Source organism: Hymenobacter gelipurpurascens (assembly GCF_900187375.1).
Classification (GTDB): domain Bacteria; phylum Bacteroidota; class Bacteroidia; order Cytophagales; family Hymenobacteraceae; genus Hymenobacter; species Hymenobacter gelipurpurascens.
This window is the reverse complement of sequence record NZ_FYEW01000002.1, coordinates 756122-776174: the sequence shown is the minus strand read 5'-3', so window position 1 is coordinate 776174 and position 20053 is coordinate 756122. Positions and strand designations below refer to the sequence as shown.

Below are 20053 nucleotides of genomic sequence, written 5' to 3'. Positions count from 1 at the left end.
GCTTCGCTGGTCATGCAGTACTAATAAGTATGATTGAGGTATCGCAATTCGCGTTGCTCAATCCATGCGAAGCCGAAGCCTCACATTATTCCTGTTCCAAAGCCCGCGGGCTGAACCAGCAGACGCACTGGTTCAGCCCCGGCTATGGGCGGGCAGCTTAGTTCAACGGGTTCCTCTCTCACAAAAAATCCGTCGGGCTGCCCGCATTACGCCTGCTGAAGGTCAAGTTCTGGCTGTCCCCACGAAGCAGCAGCCACTTGTTCAACCCCTCTCTTGGTCTTAGACCTCCAGCGTAGCGGCGTGTTCTGGTTCCGGCTCGGGCAGCAGCGTGCTGCCATTAGCCTCGGCAGTGAGCGGGGCGGCGTTGCGCACCGCGTCAAAGGCCTGCTGCAAATCGGCGCGGATATCATCAAAATGCTCAATGCCCACCGAAATGCGCAGCAGCGTAGGCGTTACGCCGGCCGAAAGCTGCTCCTGCTCGGATAACTGCTGGTGCGTGGTGGCCGCGGGCTGAATGATGAGCGTTTTGGCGTCGCCTACGTTGGCCAAGTGGCTAATGAGCTTCAGGTTGTCAATGAATTGCGAGGCGGTTTCCTTACTGCCTTTGATGGCGAAAGTCAGCACGCCGCCGTAGCCGCGCTTCAGGTACTTCTGGGCCAGCTTGTGGTAGGGGCTGCTGGGTAGGCCAGGGTAATTCACGGCCTCTACCTGCGGATGCTGCTCCAGCCAGGTAGCTACGCGCAGGGCGTTTTCCACGGTGCGCTCCACGCGCAGGCTCAGCGTTTCGAGGCCCTGAATCAGCAGGAAGGAGTTGAAAGGGCTCTGCGACGGCCCGAAGTCGCGCAGACCTTCCACGCGGGCCCGGATGATGAAGGCGATGTTGCCAAACGGTCCATTCTTGCCGAAGACATCATTGAACACCAGCCCGTGGTAGCCTTCGGATGGCTCCGTGAATTGCGGGAACTTGCCGTTGCCGAAGTCGTATTTGCCGCCATCCACAATCACGCCGCCGATGCTGGTGCCGTGTCCGCCAATCCATTTCGTGGCCGATTCTACCACAATGTGGGCGCCGTGCTCCAAAGGGCGGAACAAGTAGCCACCAGCACCAAACGTGTTGTCTACGATCAGAGGCAGATCATGCTTGTTGGCAATGGCCGCAATGCGCTCAAAATCCGGAATGCTGAAGCTGGGGTTGCCGATGGTTTCCAGGTAGATAGCCTTCGTTTTGTCGTCGATCAGCTTCTCGAACTGCTCGGGCTGGTCGCCATCCGCAAAGCGAACTTCAATGCCCAACCGCTTGAAGGCCACCTTAAACTGGTTGTAGGTGCCGCCATACAAGTGCGAGGTCGAGACGAAGTTGTCACCGGCCTGCAGGATGTTGTTCAAGGCAATGAACTGCGCCGCCTGCCCCGAGGAAACCGCCAAGGCCGCCACACCGCCTTCGAGCGCGGCAATGCGCTGCTCAAACACGTCGGTGGTGGGGTTCATCAGGCGGGTGTAGATGTTGCCGAATTCCTTCAGAGCAAACAGGTTGGCGCCGTGCTCCGCATTCTTAAACACGTAAGAAGTGGTCTGGTACAGCGGAACGGCGCGGGCACCAGTTACGGGGTCGGGCTGCTGGCCAGCGTGGAGTTGCAAAGTCTCGAAGTGAAGGGCTGGAGTTGACATGACGATCTGGTCAGTAAGGAGTTATCGGAAGAAGGATAGAAGTCTGGAAGGGGAGTTGAGGTCACGATGAGACGTAGCGCAGACCGCCCAAAACCGGCTAAAAGTGGCGGTTAGGATGCGATGGGGCCTGTTGAGAGTGGCCTAGATGGCACAAACACTCTGAGGGCAGAACCAGGAAGAGGGGGAGGGGAGTTGTGCGGAGAAACCGGCCTACGGGCGGTTAGCTACAGCAACAACAGGCGCTGCAACAGCAGCGCATTCGCGCAGCAACGGGAGCGGCCACCGAAACGGCGGGAGCAACACAGAAACCCATCGGCGAGGCGGCGTGCAGCAAGGCAGCCGGGGCGGATGAGGTCAAACGGGCGAAAGCGGGGGTGTTTTCCATGGCACTCTGAGTTATATGCCCCGCCAGCAAAAGCTTGGTCGGGCAGGAATTGGCACCTTTCGCGCGGTCGAAGGTTGCCAGCGGGTCAGGGAGCCTGTTCTCTCGCCGCTTCTGTATAAATCCTATGAAAACTACTCTGCCGCGAGCAGAGGAGTACCGTGTTGGTGTTGCAAATGTATAGCCGGATTTGATATCTGCAATAGATTGGTAAAATATTTTTTCGCAGCGGCGGGTAGTGGCCTAGGCCACGAGCGAGTAAATGCCAGGGTGTGGTAAGTTGTTAGAAATGAGGTTTTAGTAGTTAATATTCGCGTTATGGTTGCTCTCGGCAAGTGCTGCATGCCACTGATCTTAACGGCTTCAGTGACTGCAAAGCCAAGCGAAAAACTTTTTTATTTTCAGTAAAATCGTCTGTTAAAGCATAAAAAAAGCTGCCTTTTGTGAAGGCAGCTTTTAGGATATTTCTAAGGAGGGCGAGTGGCCTAGAGCTTGGGTAGCGTCAGGACTTGGCCTACTTCAATGAGGTCGGGGTTGGAGCCGATAACGCCTTTGTTGGCGTCATAGATCTGGTGCCATTTGGCGGCATCGCCATAGTGGTGCTTGGCAATTTTGGAGAGCGAATCGCCGCTTACTACGGTGTAGGTATCGCCGGCGGCAGCGGTATTGCTGGCTGCGTTGGCATTGTTGCCGAAGAAATCGGTACCACCGCCAGCAGCGGGCTTATTAGCAGGCTCAACAGGTTTTTTATCGCCTTCGTTGGAGAGAAAATCAAACAGTCCCATAGCTAGTGCAAGTTAAAGGTGAGGAGAGGAAAAGGCCGGTTATCAAGCAGATGCAGGATGTCGGTAGTGCGTCTTACGCTAAGGCCTTTCAATAAGTTGTAAGGTTATGGAGGAGCTTAAGCTTAGTTGAACATCTTGGCGTAGGCTACCGTAAGAAGCGCAGTATTCGAACTCTCGCTGTCGGGCCTTATACCAGTCTGGCAGTATTCTTTTCATTCATCTCCCTACACCCATGAAAACGCAGTCCATTACCCTCCGCTATCTGGCCAGCCTGCTGATGTTGCTCGCCATTTTTACCACTTCCTGCGGCAGCAAAGAAGGCAAAGTAGAAGGCGTGAATATGCTCTATGGCAAAGACAGCAAAGTCTGGAAAACGGATAAAGAGCTGAGTTCAGCCGGCGACAAGGTGAAGCAAACAGATGCGCAGGAAGATGAGCGCATCACGTTCTTCGCTAACGGCCAGTACAATATGGCTGCACCAACCGGTACGGTAAACGGCAAATATGCCTTCGACCAGACGGCTAAAACCATCACGATGACGCCCGAAGGTGCTGCCGAAAGCAACACGTTCAGTGTAGTAACGCTCACCGATGACAAGCTGACGCTGAAAAGCGCGGCCGGTGCCGAGCTGCGTCTGGAAAAAGAATAGGGTATTGGCTGGAAAAGCCACTCCGAAAAAACACCAAGAGGCCCTTCTGCTACCAAGCGGAAGGGCCTCTTGGTGTTTGTGGCAACGGCTATATGCTGGTGAGGTAGTGAAACCAGAATCTTAATATCTGAGGAATACTATACCTTGCTCAACAGTTACGGTAGTAACAATAATTATCCAAGTAGATTATATGGTGAAGAATTTTCGGCGCTTGCTGGCGTCTGGCTTGCTAGCAGTAAGTGCTATTACAACGGGTCTAGGCCAGTCGGCTATTACAACTACAACCACTCGGTCGAAGCTTCCGGTACATGCACTCCGCAGCATCAGCGCCACCGATACCAACTTTTCTGATCTGGAATTTTTGGTGCAGGAAATAGGCAGCGCGCGGGTAGTAATGCTGGGCGAGCCCACCCACGGCGAGGGCAATGTAACGGAGGCTAAAATCCGCCTCCTGCGCTTCCTGAAAGAGCGTATGGGCTTTACCACCGTGGCCTTTGAAAGCGGGTTTTATGAATTGGACAGAGCGCAGCGCGATATAAATGCCGGAGTGACAGTGCCGGAAGCACTGGAAAACAGCGTTTTTCCCATCTGGACTAGCACACAGGAGTTTCAGGGTATTCTGCCGCTGCTGGGCAAAGGTGGCCTACGCGTGGCCGGCTTTGATGGGCAGCTGGGCGGCGACTATCGCGACGAGCTGGTGGAGGAATTACAGGAGTTTCTACGCCCAGAAAAAGGTGCCAACACTATTGGCTACGACTATTTAGAGGAAGTGGTAGCAGCGCTAGGCCACTTCGTAGTACCCCAAAACTTTCAACCGGCTTTATTCGAAAGCCAGTTAGCCAAAGCCAGCAAGCTGCTGCAAAAAATAGCGGCCGGCCCCGATATTCCACGTCGGACTCGGGCCGCCTTCTGGCTCCAAAACTTACGCAGCATGCAGGCCATGGCCCGCAGCTATGCCGCCAACGACTTATCCATAAAGTCAGAAGCGGGGTTTAAAGCCGTCGACAACAACCCCCGCGATGCCCAGATGGCCGACAACCTGCTTTGGTACCTAGGCCAGCATTCGCAGGAAAAAGTGGTGTGCTGGGGCGCACTGCCACACCTGGCCAATAAGCTGGAAGTACTCAACAACGAAGAAATACAGGCATTTCGGCCCATGGGCCGCGCCGTGCAGGCTGCTCTACGGCCCCACGATGTGTATGTGCTTGGTACGCTGGCCGGTGGTGGCACCTACCAGCGGGTAGGGGAGTTGCGCACGGTGCCGGTGCCACAGGCTGGGAGTTTGGAGGCGGAGTTGCTAGGCCAGGGCAGCGAGTACGCTTTCGTGAGCCTGAAGCATGATGCGCCCAAGGCTATCCTTACTACCTCCGCCATCGATTACACCCCTCTGGCCGGGCCCTGGAGCGAAGTAGTTGATGGGTTTCTGTTTCTGAAAAGCGTACATCCACCTCACCAAGGTGAAGGCAGCGCTGAGCCTGCTCCGGCTGTAGCGGCGGTTGCAGGAGCCTCCTCACAGGTGCCTCTAAGCCAGTTGAACCCCGCCATACAACGGAAGGGTTCGGCAAGTACAGTAGGGACACTCGCGCGAGTTCAAGGCACAGTTTTGGACCGCAAAACGGGCGCAGTAGTGCCATTTGCAACAGTGGCAGTTCCTGGCCGCGCTACCGGCACCGTTGCCAATGCGCAAGGCCATTTTGAGTTGACGGCCGGCCGCGCAGAAATACTGCAAATCACGAGTGTAGGCTACCAGACGGCCAACGTACCGGCAACAGCTACGGCAGGTTCACTGGTAATCAGACTGGAGCCGGCCGCCTACGCCCTGGCCGATGTGCGCGTGAGTGCGCAATCGCAGAATCCGGCGAAGATTATGAAGAAGGTGATTAAGGCCATTCCGCAGAACTATCGTTTTGCCGACGATGCCACAGAAGTGTACACCCACCGCCGCATCAGCAACTTCGATACGGTACAGTATGAGATAGAGTACTTGGCCGATGCCTTTGTGCCGGCCGGTTTCCGCAGCTACCACAGCATCATGGGGCCCAGCCCCAAGCTACGAGTGCACAACGCACATGTTCTCAGAGGTAGGCAGGAGCCCGTGTTGCAGGATGCACTGTTCGGCGGGGTTGGCGGCTCCGTGCACTCCTCTGACCCGGTCCGAGTTTCGCCCTTGTTTCAGGCCCGTGCCCTAAGTAAGTACAGCCTGCGGTTTGATACTATTCTGCAAAGTGGCGCTGTTACTACCTATGTTATCAGCTTCAAGGCCAAAAAGGCCAACTCCCGCACAACGGGCTTATATCTCGCGTCGGGCTATGAAGGCCGGTTGTTTATTAACACCGACACCTACGCCGTGACGCAGTATGAGGCGTTGTGGCAGGAAGATACCATTCATCATAACATGGTGGCGCACAAGTACCATGGCAGCCAGTTGGGCCGGGCCGGGACCATTGCCAACCTGTACAGCTCCGTTTATTCTGATTGGCGAAGTGCTCATGCCGTACACTACGAGCGCGCAGCTGATGGCCGCTATCAAGTGGCTGTTAGTCAGATGCAGGCCATCATGATTGGGCGGCATCTGAAAAAAGGGCCTTTTCATTACCAGATAGCAACCACCCTATACCCGCACGCTGCCCGGCTTACTACTGTAGCTGAGTTGAGCCCAAAAGAGGCGAAGTTTGAGTGGGAGCCCTCGCAATTGCCCAAAGCTCCTTCCGATGCGGCCCTATGGCAGACCTACCAGCGCCCCGTGCCGCCGGCCGCCGCTACGCCAAGCTTAGAAAGCCGGCGGCCCTAGCTGCTGCCTAAGGTTACTCGCTGAGAATCTCTTCCGCCTCTTTCTTGCCGAAAATGCGTGTAATCCAGCGGGGCAGGAAGATGGCGCCCAGCACCAGATACAGGTAATACGTCACGATGCGGTAGAGCAGCACCATGAAGTTCGTCATGGTGGCCGTACCGATAAACTTGCCGAAGAAAGTAGGGAAAGCGCCTTCCGCAATGCCCGCGCCGCCGGGTGTGATGGCAATCAGCAGGATAACTTTATAGGTGAGGTTGCGGCCGAAAATCAGCCAAAATTCTGCCCAGGTTACATCAATAAACGCCGAAATCAGGCAGCCGATAACCAGGTATCGCGCCGTCCAGACGAAAGCCGTGCTGAAGGATGCCCGCAGCCAGTAGGCCACTCCGTTGCCGCGCAGCTGGGCCGAGGCCAGCACCAGCTCGTTGCCGTGCTGGTAAGCTTTGTTGCGCCAGCGCCGTAGGCCAGTAAGCGAGAATAAGCGGATAAATATCCGCTTCACCGATCTGGGGTTCACGAAGATGGCGTACACCATCAGGAAGGCATACGCCGAGACGAAAACGTAGCTGGCAATAAAAGCCACCCGCAACGTCGCTACTAGGCCACCCTGTAGCGCCTCGTGCGGGTAAAGCGCATCGCCCCCAATGAGCACGACCAGCGGCACGGCCAGCACATAATACAGGTTGTCGAGCATGGCCGTAGCCATGATGTAGGCCACTGATTTGCCCAGCGGAATACCTTCTTTGTGCAGCAGCACCGGCGCAACGGCCGTACCACCCACCGCCGAGGGGAGCACGCACGAGGAAAACTCCCAGAGCATAATCACATCGAGGCTGGCGCGCCAGCTCAGTACTTTCTGGGTGAGGTAGCGGATGCGGTACACGTAGCCAGCATCGCGCGCGACCAGCACTACGGCCATAACCAGCAGCCACAGCGGCTTGGCATTAGCCAGTGGAGCAAGGTCGCCGGGCTTGTAGCTGCGCCAGAACATGAAACCCACTACACTCAGGCCAATGAGAACCGGCAGGATAATGCGCGAGGGCCGAAGCTTGTGCAGCAACTGCTGTTCCTCGTTCTGCGGTTCCGTGAGCTGGGGCATGGGCAAAAGGGCTAAGGTGGGCGGGTAAAGGTAATGATTAGCGGTAGCGACGACGTTAAAGGAGTGTTAATTGAGAAAGGGTTGCCTGTGATCGGTCTGCTCCGCTCTCAATGCCATAACCTTCCTGTTTCGCGTTGAACCGGTCGAACAGAAAACCCGTAACTTTGGCAGTTGTACGTGGTGAGGTTCCGGCAGATGCTAACCTTTTGCGTCAGCTATCTGTTGCCCTGCTACATATCTCATTTGCCCCTGCCCTTATGATTGTCGAACCTGGTGAATTGCTGGCGGCTATAGACTCGCCCAACGACCTGAAAAAACTCAGTCCCGACCAATTGGTGCAACTGAGCCAGGAGTTACGACAGTTTATTATCGATTCGGTTTCGATTTACGGCGGCCATTTCGGGGCCTCCCTGGGCGTAGTGGAGCTGACGGTGGCGCTGCACTACGTCTTCAATACGCCCTATGACCAATTGGTGTGGGACGTAGGCCACCAGGCCTACGGTCACAAAATCCTGACGGGCCGCCGCGAGAAATTTCCCACCAACCGCCGCTACCACGGCATGTCGGGTTTCCCGAAGCGCAGCGAAAGTGAGTACGATGCTTTCGGCGTAGGCCACAGCAGCACCAGCATCGGCGCTGCCCTGGGCATGGCCGTAGCTTCTGATTACAAAGGGGAGTTCGACCGCCAGCACATTGCCGTAATTGGCGATGGAGCCATGACAGCCGGTATGGCCTTCGAGGCCCTGAACCACGCGGGCGTGGAGAAGTCCAACCTGCTGGTAATCCTTAATGATAACTGCATGAGCATCGACCCCAACGTGGGCGCGCTCAAGGAATACCTTACTGATATCACCACCTCGCGCACCTATAATAAAGTGCGCGATGAACTCTGGAATGTGCTGGGCAAACTCAGCAAGTTTGGCCCCAACCCCCAGCAGATTGCCCGTAAAGTGGAGCAGGCCATGAAGGCCACACTCATGAAGCAGAGCAACCTGTTTGAGGCCCTGAACTTCCGCTATTTCGGCCCCGTGGATGGTCACGATGTGCAGCATCTGGCTACCATCCTCAACGACCTCAAGAGTATTCCGGGTCCCAAAATCCTGCACTGTGTTACGGTGAAGGGCAAAGGCTACGCACTGGCCGAGAAAGACCAGACTCTGTGGCACGCTCCCGGCCTGTTTGATAAGGTGACCGGCGAAATCCACAAAAAGACCTACGACAAGCCCCAAGCGCCCAAGTATCAGGATGTGTTCGGCGAAACCATGGTGGAGCTGGCCGAGCAGAACGATAAAATCATGGGCGTGACGCCGGCCATGCCCTCGGGCTCGTCGCTGAACATCATGATGAAGGCCATGCCCGACCGCGCTTTCGATGTGGGCATTGCCGAGCAGCACGCCGTCACGTTCTCGGCGGGCCTGGCCACGCAAGGACTGGTGCCTTTCTGCAACATCTACTCCTCGTTCATGCAGCGCGCCTACGACCAGGTACTGCACGACGTGGCCCTGCAGAATCTGCATGTAGTGTTTTGCCTCGACCGCGCCGGTTTTGCCGGTGCCGATGGGCCTACGCACCACGGCTGCTACGACCTGGCCTACATGCGTTGCATCCCGAACATGGTGGTTTCGGCTCCCATGAATGAGGAAGAGCTGCGCAACCTGATGTACACGGCCACCCTGCCCGAAAACGCTGGCCCGTTCAGCATCCGTTACCCGCGCGGTGAAGGCGTAATGCCGGAGTGGCGCAAGCCCCTGAAAAAGCTCATCATCGGCACCGGCCGTGTGGTGCGCGAGGGCGAAGGAGTGGCAGTGCTCAGCATCGGTCACATCGGCAACTACGCCGTGAAAGCCACCCAGAAGCTCGCCGCCGAAGGCCTCAACCCCGGCCACTACGATATGCGCTTCTGCAAGCCACTAGATGAGGAAATGCTGCACAACATTGCGCGCCAGTACAAAGCCATTGTAACTGTAGAAGATGGCTGCCTGCCCGGTGGCTTCGGCGCGGCCGTATTGGAATTCCTGGCTGATAATGGCTACGCTATTCCAGTTCGTCGCCTCGGTATCCCGGACCGTATTGTGGAGCACGGCTCCCAGGATGAGCTCTACAAAGAGTGTGGTTTTGATGCCGACGGCATTGCGGCTGCCCTCCGCGAAATGGCCGGCAAAGTAGCCGCCATCACGCCCGCAGAAAGGGTACTGCTGTAACCTGCTAGGCCAGTATAGAAAAAGAAAAGCCCCGCCGGATTCGTCCGGCGGGGCTTTTTGCTAGTAGCTGATATGCCTAAAACGGTGTATAAAGTGGCCTAGCGCTACTCCAGTTCCGCCCGAAGCGTGTGCAGCTCCTGCATCATTTGCTCCGTGAGTTGCTGGAGCAGCTTGGTCGCTTCCGCTACCATACTCGGGATAATGGTGGCGTCGAAGGCGGCGTGCCAGGAGTCTAATGTGGCGATGAGAGGGAGGAGGCGGTGCACCTGCAAATGCTCTAGGCTGGGCTTGAGCTTATGGGTTGCGGCGCGTAGCGCTACTACATCTTGGGCGGCGGTGGCAGCCTGCAGCTCCAGCACCGCCTCCGTGCAGCCCTCAATAAACGACTCTAGCATCAGGGTCGTAAAGGAAGCATCACCCTGCCCAATCTTGCGCACAATATCCAGGTTGTAAAACGGCGGGGCGGCCGTGTCGTCGGGTGGGAGAGTAAGGGCGGGCTCGGTTAGCGAAGCCGCCTGAGCGGCTTCCGGCAAAATCCAGCGGCAAAGTATTTTCAGGAGGTCGTCTTCCTGGAAAGGCTTAGGCAAGTAGTCATTCATGCCGGCCTCCAGACATTTCTCCCGTTCCCCCTTAACGGCGTTGGCAGTAAGCGCAATGATAGGGGTGGTAAAGTTCAGCTCTTGGCGCAGATAGGCGGTGGCCTCCAGGCCATTCATAATGGGCATCTGCACATCCATGAGTACGGCGTCGAAGGACTGCTGATGGATTAGCTCCACGGCTATGGCCCCATTCTCAGCCTCTACAACTTCCAGGCCGGCGTTATGCAGGAAACCCTTGGCAATCTGGCGGTTGAAGGTATTGTCCTCCACCAGCAGAATCCGCTGGTTGCGGAGCTGCTCCCGGATGCCGTCCGTGACCAGGGTCTTCTGCGGCAGATCCTCGGGGCTTCCAACGGGCAGGCGCAGCGTGAAGTAGCTGTGCGTACCTTCGTGCTTCTGGCTTTCGATGCTGATTTCGCCGCCCATCAGGTGCACCAGCTGGCGGCTGATGCTGAGGCCTAGGCCTGTGCCACCGAACTTGCGGGTCACGGAGGAATCTTCCTGGCTGAACTCCTTGAAGATATCCTCTAGGTAGTCGGCATCAATGCCAATGCCGGTATCGGCCACCAAAAAGCGCAGGTCTACGTACTCGGGCGTGGCCTGCTCCAGGGTGCAAGAAACCGCTACGGAGCCTTTTTCGGTGAACTTCACAGAGTTGCCGGCCAGATTTAGCAGCACCTGCGTGATGCGGTACGGGTCGCCGAGTAGCACGGCCGGGATGCGCTCATCGGCCTGGGTATGGAAGGAGAGGCCCTTTTCTTCGGCCTTGAAGTGCAGACTTCTCTCCACCTGATGCAGCAGGTCGGTGATGCTAAAGCCGATGTTCTCGATAAGCAGCTGGCTAGCCCCGATTTTGGAGAGGTCCAAGATGTCGTTGAGAATTACCAGCAGGTTTTCGCCGGAGGTGGCAATAGCCCGCAGGTAGGCGTGCTGGTCGGCGTCGAGCGGGGTTTTGGCCAGCAGCTGCCCCATACCCAGGATAGCATTCATGGGCGTCCGAATCTCGTGGCTCATGTTGGCCAGAAACAGCTCCTTCGCCCGCGCCGATTCTTCGGCCTGCTCCTTGGCATTGCGCAGGTGACTTTCCAGCTGCTTTTGGTGCGTAATGTCCAGGAAAATACCAATACTGCCGTAGGCCTGTCGGTGGTCGTTGTAGAGGGGGGCCGCGCTTACCAGCAGCCATTTCAGCTGGCCATCCTTGCTGATAATGGGCAGCTCGTAGGTTTCGAAGATTCCCTGCTCGCGCAGCTGGTTGCGCTGCTGCATCTTGTTGAGTTCCTCGGGGCTTAGCAGCCGGGCCATAAGTGCCGGGTCGTCGAGCTCCTGGTTGTGGTAGCCGGTGGTGTCGCGAAAGGTCTGGTTGGTGAACAGCACCCGGTTCTCGAAATCCATCTCTACCAAGCCCATATTCATGTTCTCGATGATGCCGCGGTACTTTTCCTCGCGGCGCCGCAGGGCATCGTCGCTGCTCTTGCGCTCCGTAATGTCCTGGAATTTCCAGAGGTGCCCAATGTAGCGCTCGGCCACGAAGATGGGTACAAAGTCGCCCTGCACGGTGCGGCCATCGGCCAGCTCAAACAGCTCCGCCGTCACCAGCTGCCGCTCCCGCACAATGGTTTCGTAGCGGGCAGTAAACTCCTCGGGGTATCGGAAGTGCTGCTGAATGGCTTGGCTCAGCAAGCTGGTGTTGTAGCCGATGAGCTGCTCGGGCGTGACCTCCAGACCAAAAATGCGGCACAAAGCGGCGTTGGCCAGCACTACTCGCTGGTGCTCATCTTCCAGCATAATGCCTTCCTGAAAGTTGGCAATAGTAGTAGAAAAGCGCAGCATACTGGCCTCCAGCGCCGCGGTAGCCTGTTTCACAGCCGATATATCGGTGTGCACGCCCGTCATGATAAGGGGCTGGCCCTGCTCGTCGCGTTGGGTAACGAGGCCGCGGGTAAGCACCCATTTATACTGCCCATTGCTGCAGCGCAGGCGTCGCTCTACGGAGTAAATCGGTACTTCGTCGCGCAGATATGCTGCGGCGGCTTCCATGCTCGGCGCGTGGTCGTCGGGGTGCACATGGTCCTGCCATGATGTAAGGGCCGGTTCCAGGGCATCGGGCGGGTAGCCCAGCATGGTGTAGTAGGTATTGGAGAAGTACTCCTCGCCGGTATGGTAATTGAACTCCCAGGCCCCGTCACCGAACCGTTCTATGGCTAGGCGCCAGCGCTGCTCATTGGCCTGCACCGTTTCCTCGGCCTGCTTCAGCGCCGTGATATCCGTCAGGATGCCGCTGTAGAGGTAGTTGTCCTCGTCTGACTCGGCCAGCTGGGCGCTGCCTCGAAACCAGCGCATCGGCTGCCCCGGCACTAGCAGGCGCCCTTCAAATAGCCAGTCGGTTTTGTGCTGGTAGGTATGCTGCACAGTGTTTTCCCACTGCAGGCGGTCATCCGGGTGCACGTAGCTAATGAACTGATCTGACTGCTCCGGGGGAATGCCGAAAATGGTGTGCAGCTGCGGACTGATATAGCTCAGGCCAGATTTTCCCGTGCGGGTGCTGCGCCACTGAAACAGCACGCCCGGAATGTTCTCCGTGAGGTAGCGAAAGCGCTCCTGCTGCTCCAGCGCGGCCTGCTGGCGCGTGGTAATGTCCTCTAATAGGCCTAGAAATAAGCCCGACGAATGCCGGCGCAGCTTCAGATGCACCCAAACTTCCTGGCCATCAGGGCGGGGCAACGGCACGTCGAAGCGCGGGAGGGTAGCGGCTTGCAACTGGTGTCGCAACTCAGCGGGCGAAACGCCACTGGCGGCCAGCGCGGTCAGCAGGTAGTCGGGGGTAGGGGTGCTAAGCCCAATGAGCTGCCCGAATCCGCTGCCTGCCCAGGTCAGATTGCCCTCAGCCGTGAGCAATACTACGGCATCGAAGATTTCTTCCAGCAAAGCAACATCCGGTAGCGCGGTTGTGGGCGCCGAGCTGGCAGAGAATGGATTCACAGAATATAAAATAGCAAGTGAAAAGCAGCGGCGGGTTGCTGACGCAGTGGAGAAAGTTACTAATTACCGGTGGGGGAACAAGGAAGAATATGGTGGCCTAGCAGAAACTACCAGTGCTTAATCGATCAGATGGCGAAGCGAAAAGAAAAATAAACTATGTAGGTACATTGTTTTAAATTGTTCTCGTATCTTTGTCGGGGCGGTTTGGCAGAAGCTACACTCTTCGTGTAACGGCTGGCCTCCTGTAAATCCAACATCTACGCTAAACTTTTCCTGTCGTATGGCCACTACCACTTGGGTTCTCGATCCTACCCACTCCGAAGTACAGTTCAAAGTAAAGCACTTGGTTATCTCGACGGTAACGGGCTCGTTCAAGCAGTTTGAGGGTCAGGCCGTGACCAACGGCGAAGGCTTCGAAAACGCACAAGTGCGCTTCACGGCCAAAATCGATAGCATTGATACCAACCAGGAGCAGCGCGACGAGCACCTGAAGGGCGCCGATTTCTTTGACGCGGCCACGTATCCGGAGCTGACGGTTGTCTCGACTTCCTTCGTGAAAACCGGCGACGACGAGTTCAAACTCACCGCCGATGTGACCCTGCATGGCGTTACCAAGTCTGTAGTATTTGACGTGGAATACGGCGGAGAAGCCGGCGACTTCTACGGCAACCACAAAGCCGGTTTCGACGTGACGGGCAAAATCAGCCGCAAAGATTTCGGCCTGACCTGGAGCGGCGTAACCGAGGCCGGTTCCATCGTGGTAAGCGACGACGTGAAGCTCTCCGCCAGCCTGCAGTTTGCGAAGCAAGCTGAAGCGGTTGCCGTTTAAGTAAACGACCAGTTCATAAAAGGACGAGCCACCTATTTGGGTGGCTCGTCCTTTTTTAGCGTAGGGCAGTGGCAGTAGGCCTAGTGGTGTCGGCTTCGCAGCGGCGGCGGATACTGTGGGAATAGATCAGGATAAGAACAAACAGGGCAAATGTGCGTAATTGAGCCGATTCCAGCACTCTGCTTATGCCGACTACACCCACTATTGTTTTCCTGCACGGCTTCGCCGAATCGCGCGCTATCTGGACGGAGTTCACTCGCGGATTCTCAAAAGACTATCAGCTACTGTTGCTAGATCTGCTGGGGCACGGCGAGAATACGGAGGGCGTTCAGGACTACAGCATGGAGGCGCAGGCTAGCTATGTAGCCGAGCAGCTGCAGCAACAATCCGTGACGCAAGCGCTGGTAGTAGGCCACAGCATGGGCGGCTACGTGGCGCTGGCCCTGGCGGAGGCGCATCCGGAGATGGTAAGTGGCCTAGTGCTCTTCCACTCAACCGCTCTGCCGGATACCGACGAGAAAAAGGCTAACCGCGACAAAAACCACGATTTTGTGCAACGCCACGGCGTAAAGAAATTCATGGATTCCTTTATCCGGCCGCTGTTCGCACCCGCCAACCGCGACCGGCTGCCAGAGGCACAAACACTGCTCGAAGATATCGGGAAGGCTACCCCCAAGGCTACCATACTAGGTGGCCTAGAGGCCATGAAAAACCGCCCCGACCGCACGCAGGTGCTAAAAAATGCACAATTTCCGGTGCTCTTTATAGGGGGGCAGGATGATGTAGCGGTAGCCATCGAGAGCCTGCTGCCCCAGCTGGCGCTACCAGCTCAGAGCCATGCCTTGCTACTGGCCGATGTAGGCCACCTAGGTTATCTGGAGCGGCCTATGGATACCCGCAGGGCTATTGAACAGTTTGCAGAGGTAGTGTTTGGCAAGTAGCCGTCAGGATAGTAAAAAAGTCACTGAGCCCCTGCAGAAGAGATGCAGGGGCTCAGTGACTTTTTCAGGAAACGCACATTAGCGAATGGCGAAGTTTACGGGAGCCGTGAAGAATACTTTCACGGGTTTGCCTTGGTGCATAGGTGGCGTACTGGCCGGTAGTGCTTGAATAACGCGCAGTGCTTCTGCGTCCAGCAACGGATCAACTGACCGGATAACCTCAGCCTGCTCTACCCGGCCTTGCTCATTCACCACGAAGTAGATCAGTACTTCGCCCTGAACCTGACGACGTAATGCTTCAGCAGGGTATCGGATTCCCTGGTACATACTGCCCGCAAGTTTTCCTTGGTTGCCTATAGACCCCGGCATCTGATCGGCATAAGCATACACGGGTGCGGGTGCGGTAGCCGGCGCCGTGGCATAGAAATCTACCGGCACGGTCATGCTGCTGGCAATAGCTTTTCCATTTTGAAAAGCAGGTTTCCAGCTGGGCATGTCGGTTACTAGTTGCGTGGCAGCCAGAAGCAGCTGCATATCGGCTGTTTGTTTAGATAGAGTTGATGTTGTTTCGGCTGCTTTGCGCCGTTGAAGAGCTTTGGTGGGGAGAATAGTTTTGGGGGTGATAGCAGCTACTTGTTCTACTTTGCCGCTGGCACTCACCTGAAAACGCACATACACCCGGCCTTCCGCCTGCGTGGCGCGGGCGCCCTCTGGGTAAGGCACAGCACTCAGATACGCAGCCAGTGCTTCTGGTCCACCCGGGAAGCGCGCATAATCCGAGGTTACTGAAGCTGCAGAAGCTGTAGCCGGTTTACCAGCTCGTGCGGCCAGAATCTCTTCTACGTTCTGTGGAATTTTGAAAATAATAGGTAGCGTAAAGGCTACTGGTACCGCCCGGCCATTCTGCCGGCCCGGAGAGAAAGCCGGCAACGCGCTGACGGCCCGAACGGCTTCGGCATCCAGCAGCGGATGCAGGCTTTGAGTAACTCTTGCATCCTGCGCCTGCCCCGAAGTACCGACTACGAACTGCACAAATACCCGTCCTTCCAGACGCTGTTCCAAGGCCTCAGTTGGGTAATTGACAGTTTCGCCGATGGTCTGTAGTAAGGCCTGCTGACCACCTGGGAACACCGGCATCTGCTCTACATAGGTGTAAACAGCTGCGTTTGCCGGCGCTTTGGGTGTAGCAACTGTTTGTGCCCGTCCGGAATGGCCTAGCAGAGAAACAAGGGCAAGGGATAAGAGTAGCGTGTGTTTCATGTAAGAATGAATGGGTATAGAAAGTAATTGCCCTGCTTCAGTTGGCAGACTCGCCACCGAAGTAGGGCAATTTTAGGTAGATAATATATGCATGCCTAGCGTTGCAATAAACCCATTTGCAGCATTTTCTCGGCAATCTGGACGGCGTTGGTGGCGGCGCCTTTGCGCAGGTTGTCGGCCACTACCCACATGTTGAGGGTTTTGGGCTGAGTTTCGTCGCGGCGCAGGCGGCCTACGAGCACGGCGTCGCGGCCGTGGGCGTCTTTGGGCATGGGATACACGTTGTTCTGCACGTCGTCTACCAGCTCCACGCCTTCGGTCTGACGCAGGATTTCGCGCACTTCCGCAAGGTCAAATTCCTGAGCGAATTCCACGTTTACGGCTTCGGAGTGGCCGCCCATTACCGGAATGCGCACCGTGGTAGCGGTTACGCGGATAGAATCGTCGCCGAAGATTTTCTTGGTTTCCTTCACCATCTTCATCTCCTCCTTCGTGTAGCCGTTGTCCTCAAACACATCAATATGCGGCAGCACGTTCAAGTCGATGCGGTGGGGATAGGCGGGGTTGGTGGGCGTCTGGCCGGCGCGCTCTTCCAGGAGCTGATCGACGGCTTTTTTGCCGGTACCCGTTACGCTCTGGTAGGTGCTCACCACAATACGCTCCACCTTGTAGCGCTCGTGCAGCTTATTGAGGGCCACCACCATCTGAATGGTGGAACAGTTCGGGTTGGCAATAATTTTATCCTCCGAGGTCAGCTCTTTAGCGTTGATTTCGGGCACCACCAGCTTCTTGGTAGGGTCCATGCGCCAGGCCGAGGAATTATCAATAACAACGGTGCCAACTGCGGCGAAGCGCGGAGCTTCTTCCTTGGAAATGGAGCCACCCGCTGAGAAAATGGCTACGGCCGGGCGCGCCGCAATGGCGTCGTCCATGCTCACCACCTTGTATTTCTTGCCCTGAAATTCGATTTCCTGGCCTACCGATTTGGCGGAGGCAACGGGGAGGAGTTCCGTGACCGGGAAGTTGCGCTCGGCCAACACTTTCAGCATCTCGGTGCCTACCAAACCGGTGGCACCTACTACGGCTACTTTCATGAGGTATCTGAGTTAGCTGGTAAAGGTAAAGCAGTTATCTTTCATCCCGTAATTTCTCCCAGAGGTTCGCGGCGGGAAAATGAAGAGGAATAACTTCTCCTGTTCTGCCCGAAACTCCGGGAGAAAAGTCTATAGCAATTACTTGTGAAGAAATTATTAGTCCTGCCGCTGCTCCTTTGCGCGGCCGCTGCTTCCGCACAGCTCACTGACTCTTTCACCGACGGTAACTTCACCCAAAACCCGCCCTGGTCTGGCGACGCGGCCTCCTTTCAGGTAAACACGGCTCAGCAGCTCCAATCCAACGGCCCCGCCACTACCGGTACCGTGTTGCAGCTCGTAACGCCCTGCGCGGCCACTACCGGCACCACGTGGGAGCTTTGGGCCAATCTGAAACTGGCCACCAGCAGCGGCAACTACGCCGATGTATGGCTGATGGCCGATCAGGCCGACCTAAAAGCCAGCGGTACTAAGGGCTACTTCGTGCGCCTCGGCGGCACCCCCGACGAGGTGGCGCTTTTCCGGAAAGACGCCACGGGCAGCCCCGTGTATGTGATTAACGGACAGGATGCTACTCTGAATTCGGTGAATAACAACCTCGTGCGGGTGCGGGTAACGAGGACCGTGCAGAACCAATGGAAGCTGGAGCGCGACCTGACTGGCGGAGTGGCCTACACGAGCGAGGGCACCGCTACCGACGCAACCTACCAGCGCAGTGCCTGGTTTGGCATTATGCTGACGTACTCGGCGGCGAACAGCAAGGCCTTTTACTTCGATGATTTCCGGGTGACGGACGCCACGCCGCCGCTCTTGGGTAGAGCAACGGTGCCCGCCGCCCAACAGCTCGACCTGACCTTCAACGAAGCGGTTGCCCTAGGCCAGTCGGCAGCCAACTACCGCCTCAGCACTGGCCTGGTCGCCCTCACCGCCCAGCTCGATGCCACTGACCCCACGATAGTACACCTGACCTTTGCGGCTGATTTGCCGATAGGAAGCCTGACCGTGGAGGCCCGCAACGTGGCCGACCAGTTTGGCAATGTGGCCGCTGGCCCGCTTACGGCCACTGTGCAGAACAACGGCTTCCCGGTGGCCCCGAAACTCAATCAGGTACTTATCACCGAGATTCTGGCCGACGAGATACCCGTCGTAGGCCTGCCTGCCTCGGAGTATATCGAGATTCATAACCCATCAGCTACCGCCTTGCTGGATCTGGCAGGTGTGCGCCTGCTCAAGCCGGGTGGAACTCCGGCCGTGTTTCCGGCGGGAGCGGTATTGCTGCCCGGCGAGTATGCGGTGGTATGCGGCAGCACCCGGGCCGCACAATTTGGGGCCTACAGAAAGGTGTTCGGCCTCAGTAACTTCCCGAGCCTCACAAATTCTGGCGACCAGCTGGTGTTGCGCGGCAAGGATGGCCGTACGTTGTTTGAAGTCAGCTATGCGGATACCTGGTACAAGGATACACGCAAGAAAGACGGCGGCTGGACGCTGGAAATGATAGACACCGCCAACCCTTGCGGTGGCCTGGAAAACTGGACGGCTAGCCTCGATGCCAGCGGCGGCACACCCGGCCGCGCCAATTCTGTGCGCGCCGCAAACCCCGACCGCACAGCACCCAAGCTACTACGGACACTGGCGCTATCGGCCTCCTCGGTGCGGTTGTTTTTCGGGGAGAAGCTGGATAGCACGGCGGCCGCAAACCCCGCCCTCTATGCACTAAGCGCTGGACCGACTATTACGGGAGCCGCCCCCGTAGGCCCCGATTTTCGGGTGGTGGATCTTTCGCTGGGTAGCCCGCTTACGGCAAACCAGCCGCTGACTATTACGGTGCAACGCGCTGTGGATTGCGCCGGGAATGCCGCCGGCCCGGCTTCCTCTGCTATGTTTGCGCTGCCCGTTCCTGTGTCATCGGGCGATGTGGTCATCAACGAAATCCTGTTTAATCCGCGCTCCGGTGGCGTTGATTTTGTGGAGTTGCTGAACCGCTCCACCAAGTACCTTGACCTGCGTGGCTGGCAGCTCGGCGGCCTGAAAACCGACGGCTCAATAGGCCTGGAAGCCATCAGTCCGGAGTCGTATGTGCTGGGGCCGGGCCAGTTCGTGGTTCTTACCACGCGCCCCGACCTAGTACAGGCGCAGTACCCAGCCAACAATCTGGCAGCATTTCTGACCATGTCAGCTTTCCCCTCTTACCCCGATGATGCCGGGACTGTGGTGGTCCAGAATGCGCTGGGGCAGGAGTTGGACCGCTATGCTTACACCGAAAAGCAGCACCTGGCCCTGCTGGATTCGCGGGATGGTGTGTCATTGGAACGCATTCGGGCTACCGGGCCGAGCCTGCCGGTGAACTTCCATTCGGCGGCCAGCAGCGTGGGCTACGCCACACCGGGCCGGCCTAACTCGCAGCAGCAACCAGACCCCACGGGTACGGGTGTGCTTACGCTGGAGCCTGAAATCTTTACACCCGATGAAGATGGGCAGCAGGACTTCACGACGCTTAGCTACCAGCTCGATCAGCCGGGCTACGCCGGAACCGTCACGATTTACGATGCGCAGGGCCGCCTAGTGCGCCGGCTGGTGCGCAACGAAACGTTGGCCACTACCGGCTTCTGGCAATGGGACGGCCTCAACGATAAAGCCCAGAAAGCTGCCGTGGGCTATTATGTGCTGCTGGTAGAGCTGTTTCGGGCCAGCGGCGGCGAGAAGCGGGAGTACCGCAAAACGGTGGTAGTGGGCGCACGATTCTGAGTCTGGAGTGGCCTAGAGGTTAAACCTCTCGTCA

General features: G+C 57.1%; 12 protein-coding genes and 1 riboswitch. Of the genes, 6 read left to right on the top strand and 6 right to left on the bottom strand.

The annotated features are described in order from the left end of the window. Positions 1 to 279: 279 nt before the first annotated feature. A complete protein-coding gene (locus CFT68_RS15125; RefSeq protein ID WP_088844372.1) occupies positions 280 to 1668 on the bottom strand; it encodes an O-acetylhomoserine aminocarboxypropyltransferase/cysteine synthase family protein in 1389 nt (462 codons plus the stop codon). Between the two features lie 393 nt (positions 1669 to 2061). Continuing rightward, positions 2062 to 2175: riboswitch (SAM riboswitch) on the bottom strand. A gap of 360 nt (positions 2176 to 2535) precedes the next feature. Continuing rightward, a complete protein-coding gene (locus CFT68_RS15120) occupies positions 2536 to 2835 on the bottom strand; it encodes a LysM peptidoglycan-binding domain-containing protein (RefSeq protein WP_088844371.1) in 300 nt (99 codons plus the stop codon). Between the two features lie 232 nt (positions 2836 to 3067). On the opposite strand from CFT68_RS15120, the gene CFT68_RS15115 reads away from it, so the two are divergent. Both CFT68_RS15115 and CFT68_RS15110 read left to right on the top strand, forming a co-directional pair. Beyond that, positions 3068 to 3484: a lipocalin family protein gene (locus CFT68_RS15115; protein ID WP_088844370.1), complete on the top strand. Its 417-nt coding sequence runs from the start codon at positions 3068 to 3070 to the stop codon at positions 3482 to 3484. Positions 3485 to 3674: 190 nt separating this feature from the next. Further along, a complete protein-coding gene (locus CFT68_RS15110) occupies positions 3675 to 6275 on the top strand; it encodes an erythromycin esterase family protein (RefSeq protein WP_088844369.1) in 2601 nt (866 codons plus the stop codon). A gap of 13 nt (positions 6276 to 6288) precedes the next feature. Here CFT68_RS15110 and CFT68_RS15105 read toward each other — a convergent pair whose 3' ends face one another. Continuing rightward, positions 6289 to 7374, bottom strand: coding sequence for a lysylphosphatidylglycerol synthase transmembrane domain-containing protein (locus tag CFT68_RS15105; RefSeq protein WP_088844368.1), 1086 nt, complete (start codon positions 7372 to 7374; stop codon positions 6289 to 6291). A 257-nt stretch (positions 7375 to 7631) separates the two neighbouring features. On the opposite strand from CFT68_RS15105, the gene dxs reads away from it, so the two are divergent. Continuing rightward, complete coding sequence (gene dxs, locus CFT68_RS15100) at positions 7632 to 9575, top strand: 1-deoxy-D-xylulose-5-phosphate synthase (protein ID WP_088844367.1); 1944 nt, start codon at positions 7632 to 7634, stop codon at positions 9573 to 9575. Positions 9576 to 9679: 104 nt separating this feature from the next. Here dxs and CFT68_RS15095 read toward each other — a convergent pair whose 3' ends face one another. Then, positions 9680 to 13153 (bottom strand): PAS domain S-box protein, encoded by a 3474-nt coding sequence (locus CFT68_RS15095; protein WP_141106583.1) that lies wholly within the window; start codon positions 13151 to 13153, stop codon positions 9680 to 9682. 280 nt (positions 13154 to 13433) lie between these two features. Here CFT68_RS15095 and CFT68_RS15090 point away from each other — a divergent pair, with 280 nt between their 5' ends. Together CFT68_RS15090 and CFT68_RS15085 are read left to right on the top strand one after the other, a co-directional pair. Next, complete coding sequence (locus tag CFT68_RS15090) at positions 13434 to 13982, top strand: YceI family protein (protein WP_088844365.1); 549 nt, start codon at positions 13434 to 13436, stop codon at positions 13980 to 13982. Positions 13983 to 14167: 185 nt separating this feature from the next. Then, positions 14168 to 14923: an alpha/beta fold hydrolase gene (locus tag CFT68_RS15085; RefSeq protein WP_088844364.1), complete on the top strand. Its 756-nt coding sequence runs from the start codon at positions 14168 to 14170 to the stop codon at positions 14921 to 14923. Between the two features lie 78 nt (positions 14924 to 15001). Here the strand turns inward: CFT68_RS15085 and CFT68_RS15080 are convergent, their stop codons facing one another. Beyond that, the gene (locus CFT68_RS15080) at positions 15002 to 16183 is read right to left on the bottom strand and encodes a TonB family protein (protein ID WP_088844363.1); all 1182 of its coding nucleotides are present in this window, start codon (positions 16181 to 16183) and stop codon (positions 15002 to 15004) included. 95 nt (positions 16184 to 16278) lie between these two features. After that, the gene (locus tag CFT68_RS15075; RefSeq protein WP_088844362.1) at positions 16279 to 17277 is read right to left on the bottom strand and encodes an aspartate-semialdehyde dehydrogenase; all 999 of its coding nucleotides are present in this window, start codon (positions 17275 to 17277) and stop codon (positions 16279 to 16281) included. A 144-nt stretch (positions 17278 to 17421) separates the two neighbouring features. On the opposite strand from CFT68_RS15075, the gene CFT68_RS15070 reads away from it, so the two are divergent. Next, a complete protein-coding gene (locus CFT68_RS15070; protein WP_088844361.1) occupies positions 17422 to 20019 on the top strand; it encodes a lamin tail domain-containing protein in 2598 nt (865 codons plus the stop codon). The last annotated feature ends 34 nt before the right edge of the window (positions 20020 to 20053 follow it).

Coding starts and splice junctions, on each gene's coding strand:
- CFT68_RS15075 (WP_088844362.1), bottom strand. CDS start 17,277: ATGAAAGTAGCCGTAGTAGGTGCCACCGGTTTGGTAGGCACCGAGATG.
- CFT68_RS15105 (WP_088844368.1), bottom strand. CDS start 7,374: ATGCCCCAGCTCACGGAACCGCAGAACGAGGAACAGCAGTTGCTGCAC.
- CFT68_RS15085 (WP_088844364.1), top strand. CDS start 14,168: ATGCCGACTACACCCACTATTGTTTTCCTGCACGGCTTCGCCGAATCG.
- CFT68_RS15115 (WP_088844370.1), top strand. CDS start 3,068: ATGAAAACGCAGTCCATTACCCTCCGCTATCTGGCCAGCCTGCTGATG.
- dxs (WP_088844367.1), top strand. CDS start 7,632: ATGATTGTCGAACCTGGTGAATTGCTGGCGGCTATAGACTCGCCCAAC.
- CFT68_RS15120 (WP_088844371.1), bottom strand. CDS start 2,835: ATGGGACTGTTTGATTTTCTCTCCAACGAAGGCGATAAAAAACCTGTT.
- CFT68_RS15090 (WP_088844365.1), top strand. CDS start 13,434: ATGGCCACTACCACTTGGGTTCTCGATCCTACCCACTCCGAAGTACAG.
- CFT68_RS15125 (WP_088844372.1), bottom strand. CDS start 1,668: ATGTCAACTCCAGCCCTTCACTTCGAGACTTTGCAACTCCACGCTGGC.
- CFT68_RS15080 (WP_088844363.1), bottom strand. CDS start 16,183: ATGAAACACACGCTACTCTTATCCCTTGCCCTTGTTTCTCTGCTAGGC.
- CFT68_RS15110 (WP_088844369.1), top strand. CDS start 3,675: ATGGTGAAGAATTTTCGGCGCTTGCTGGCGTCTGGCTTGCTAGCAGTA.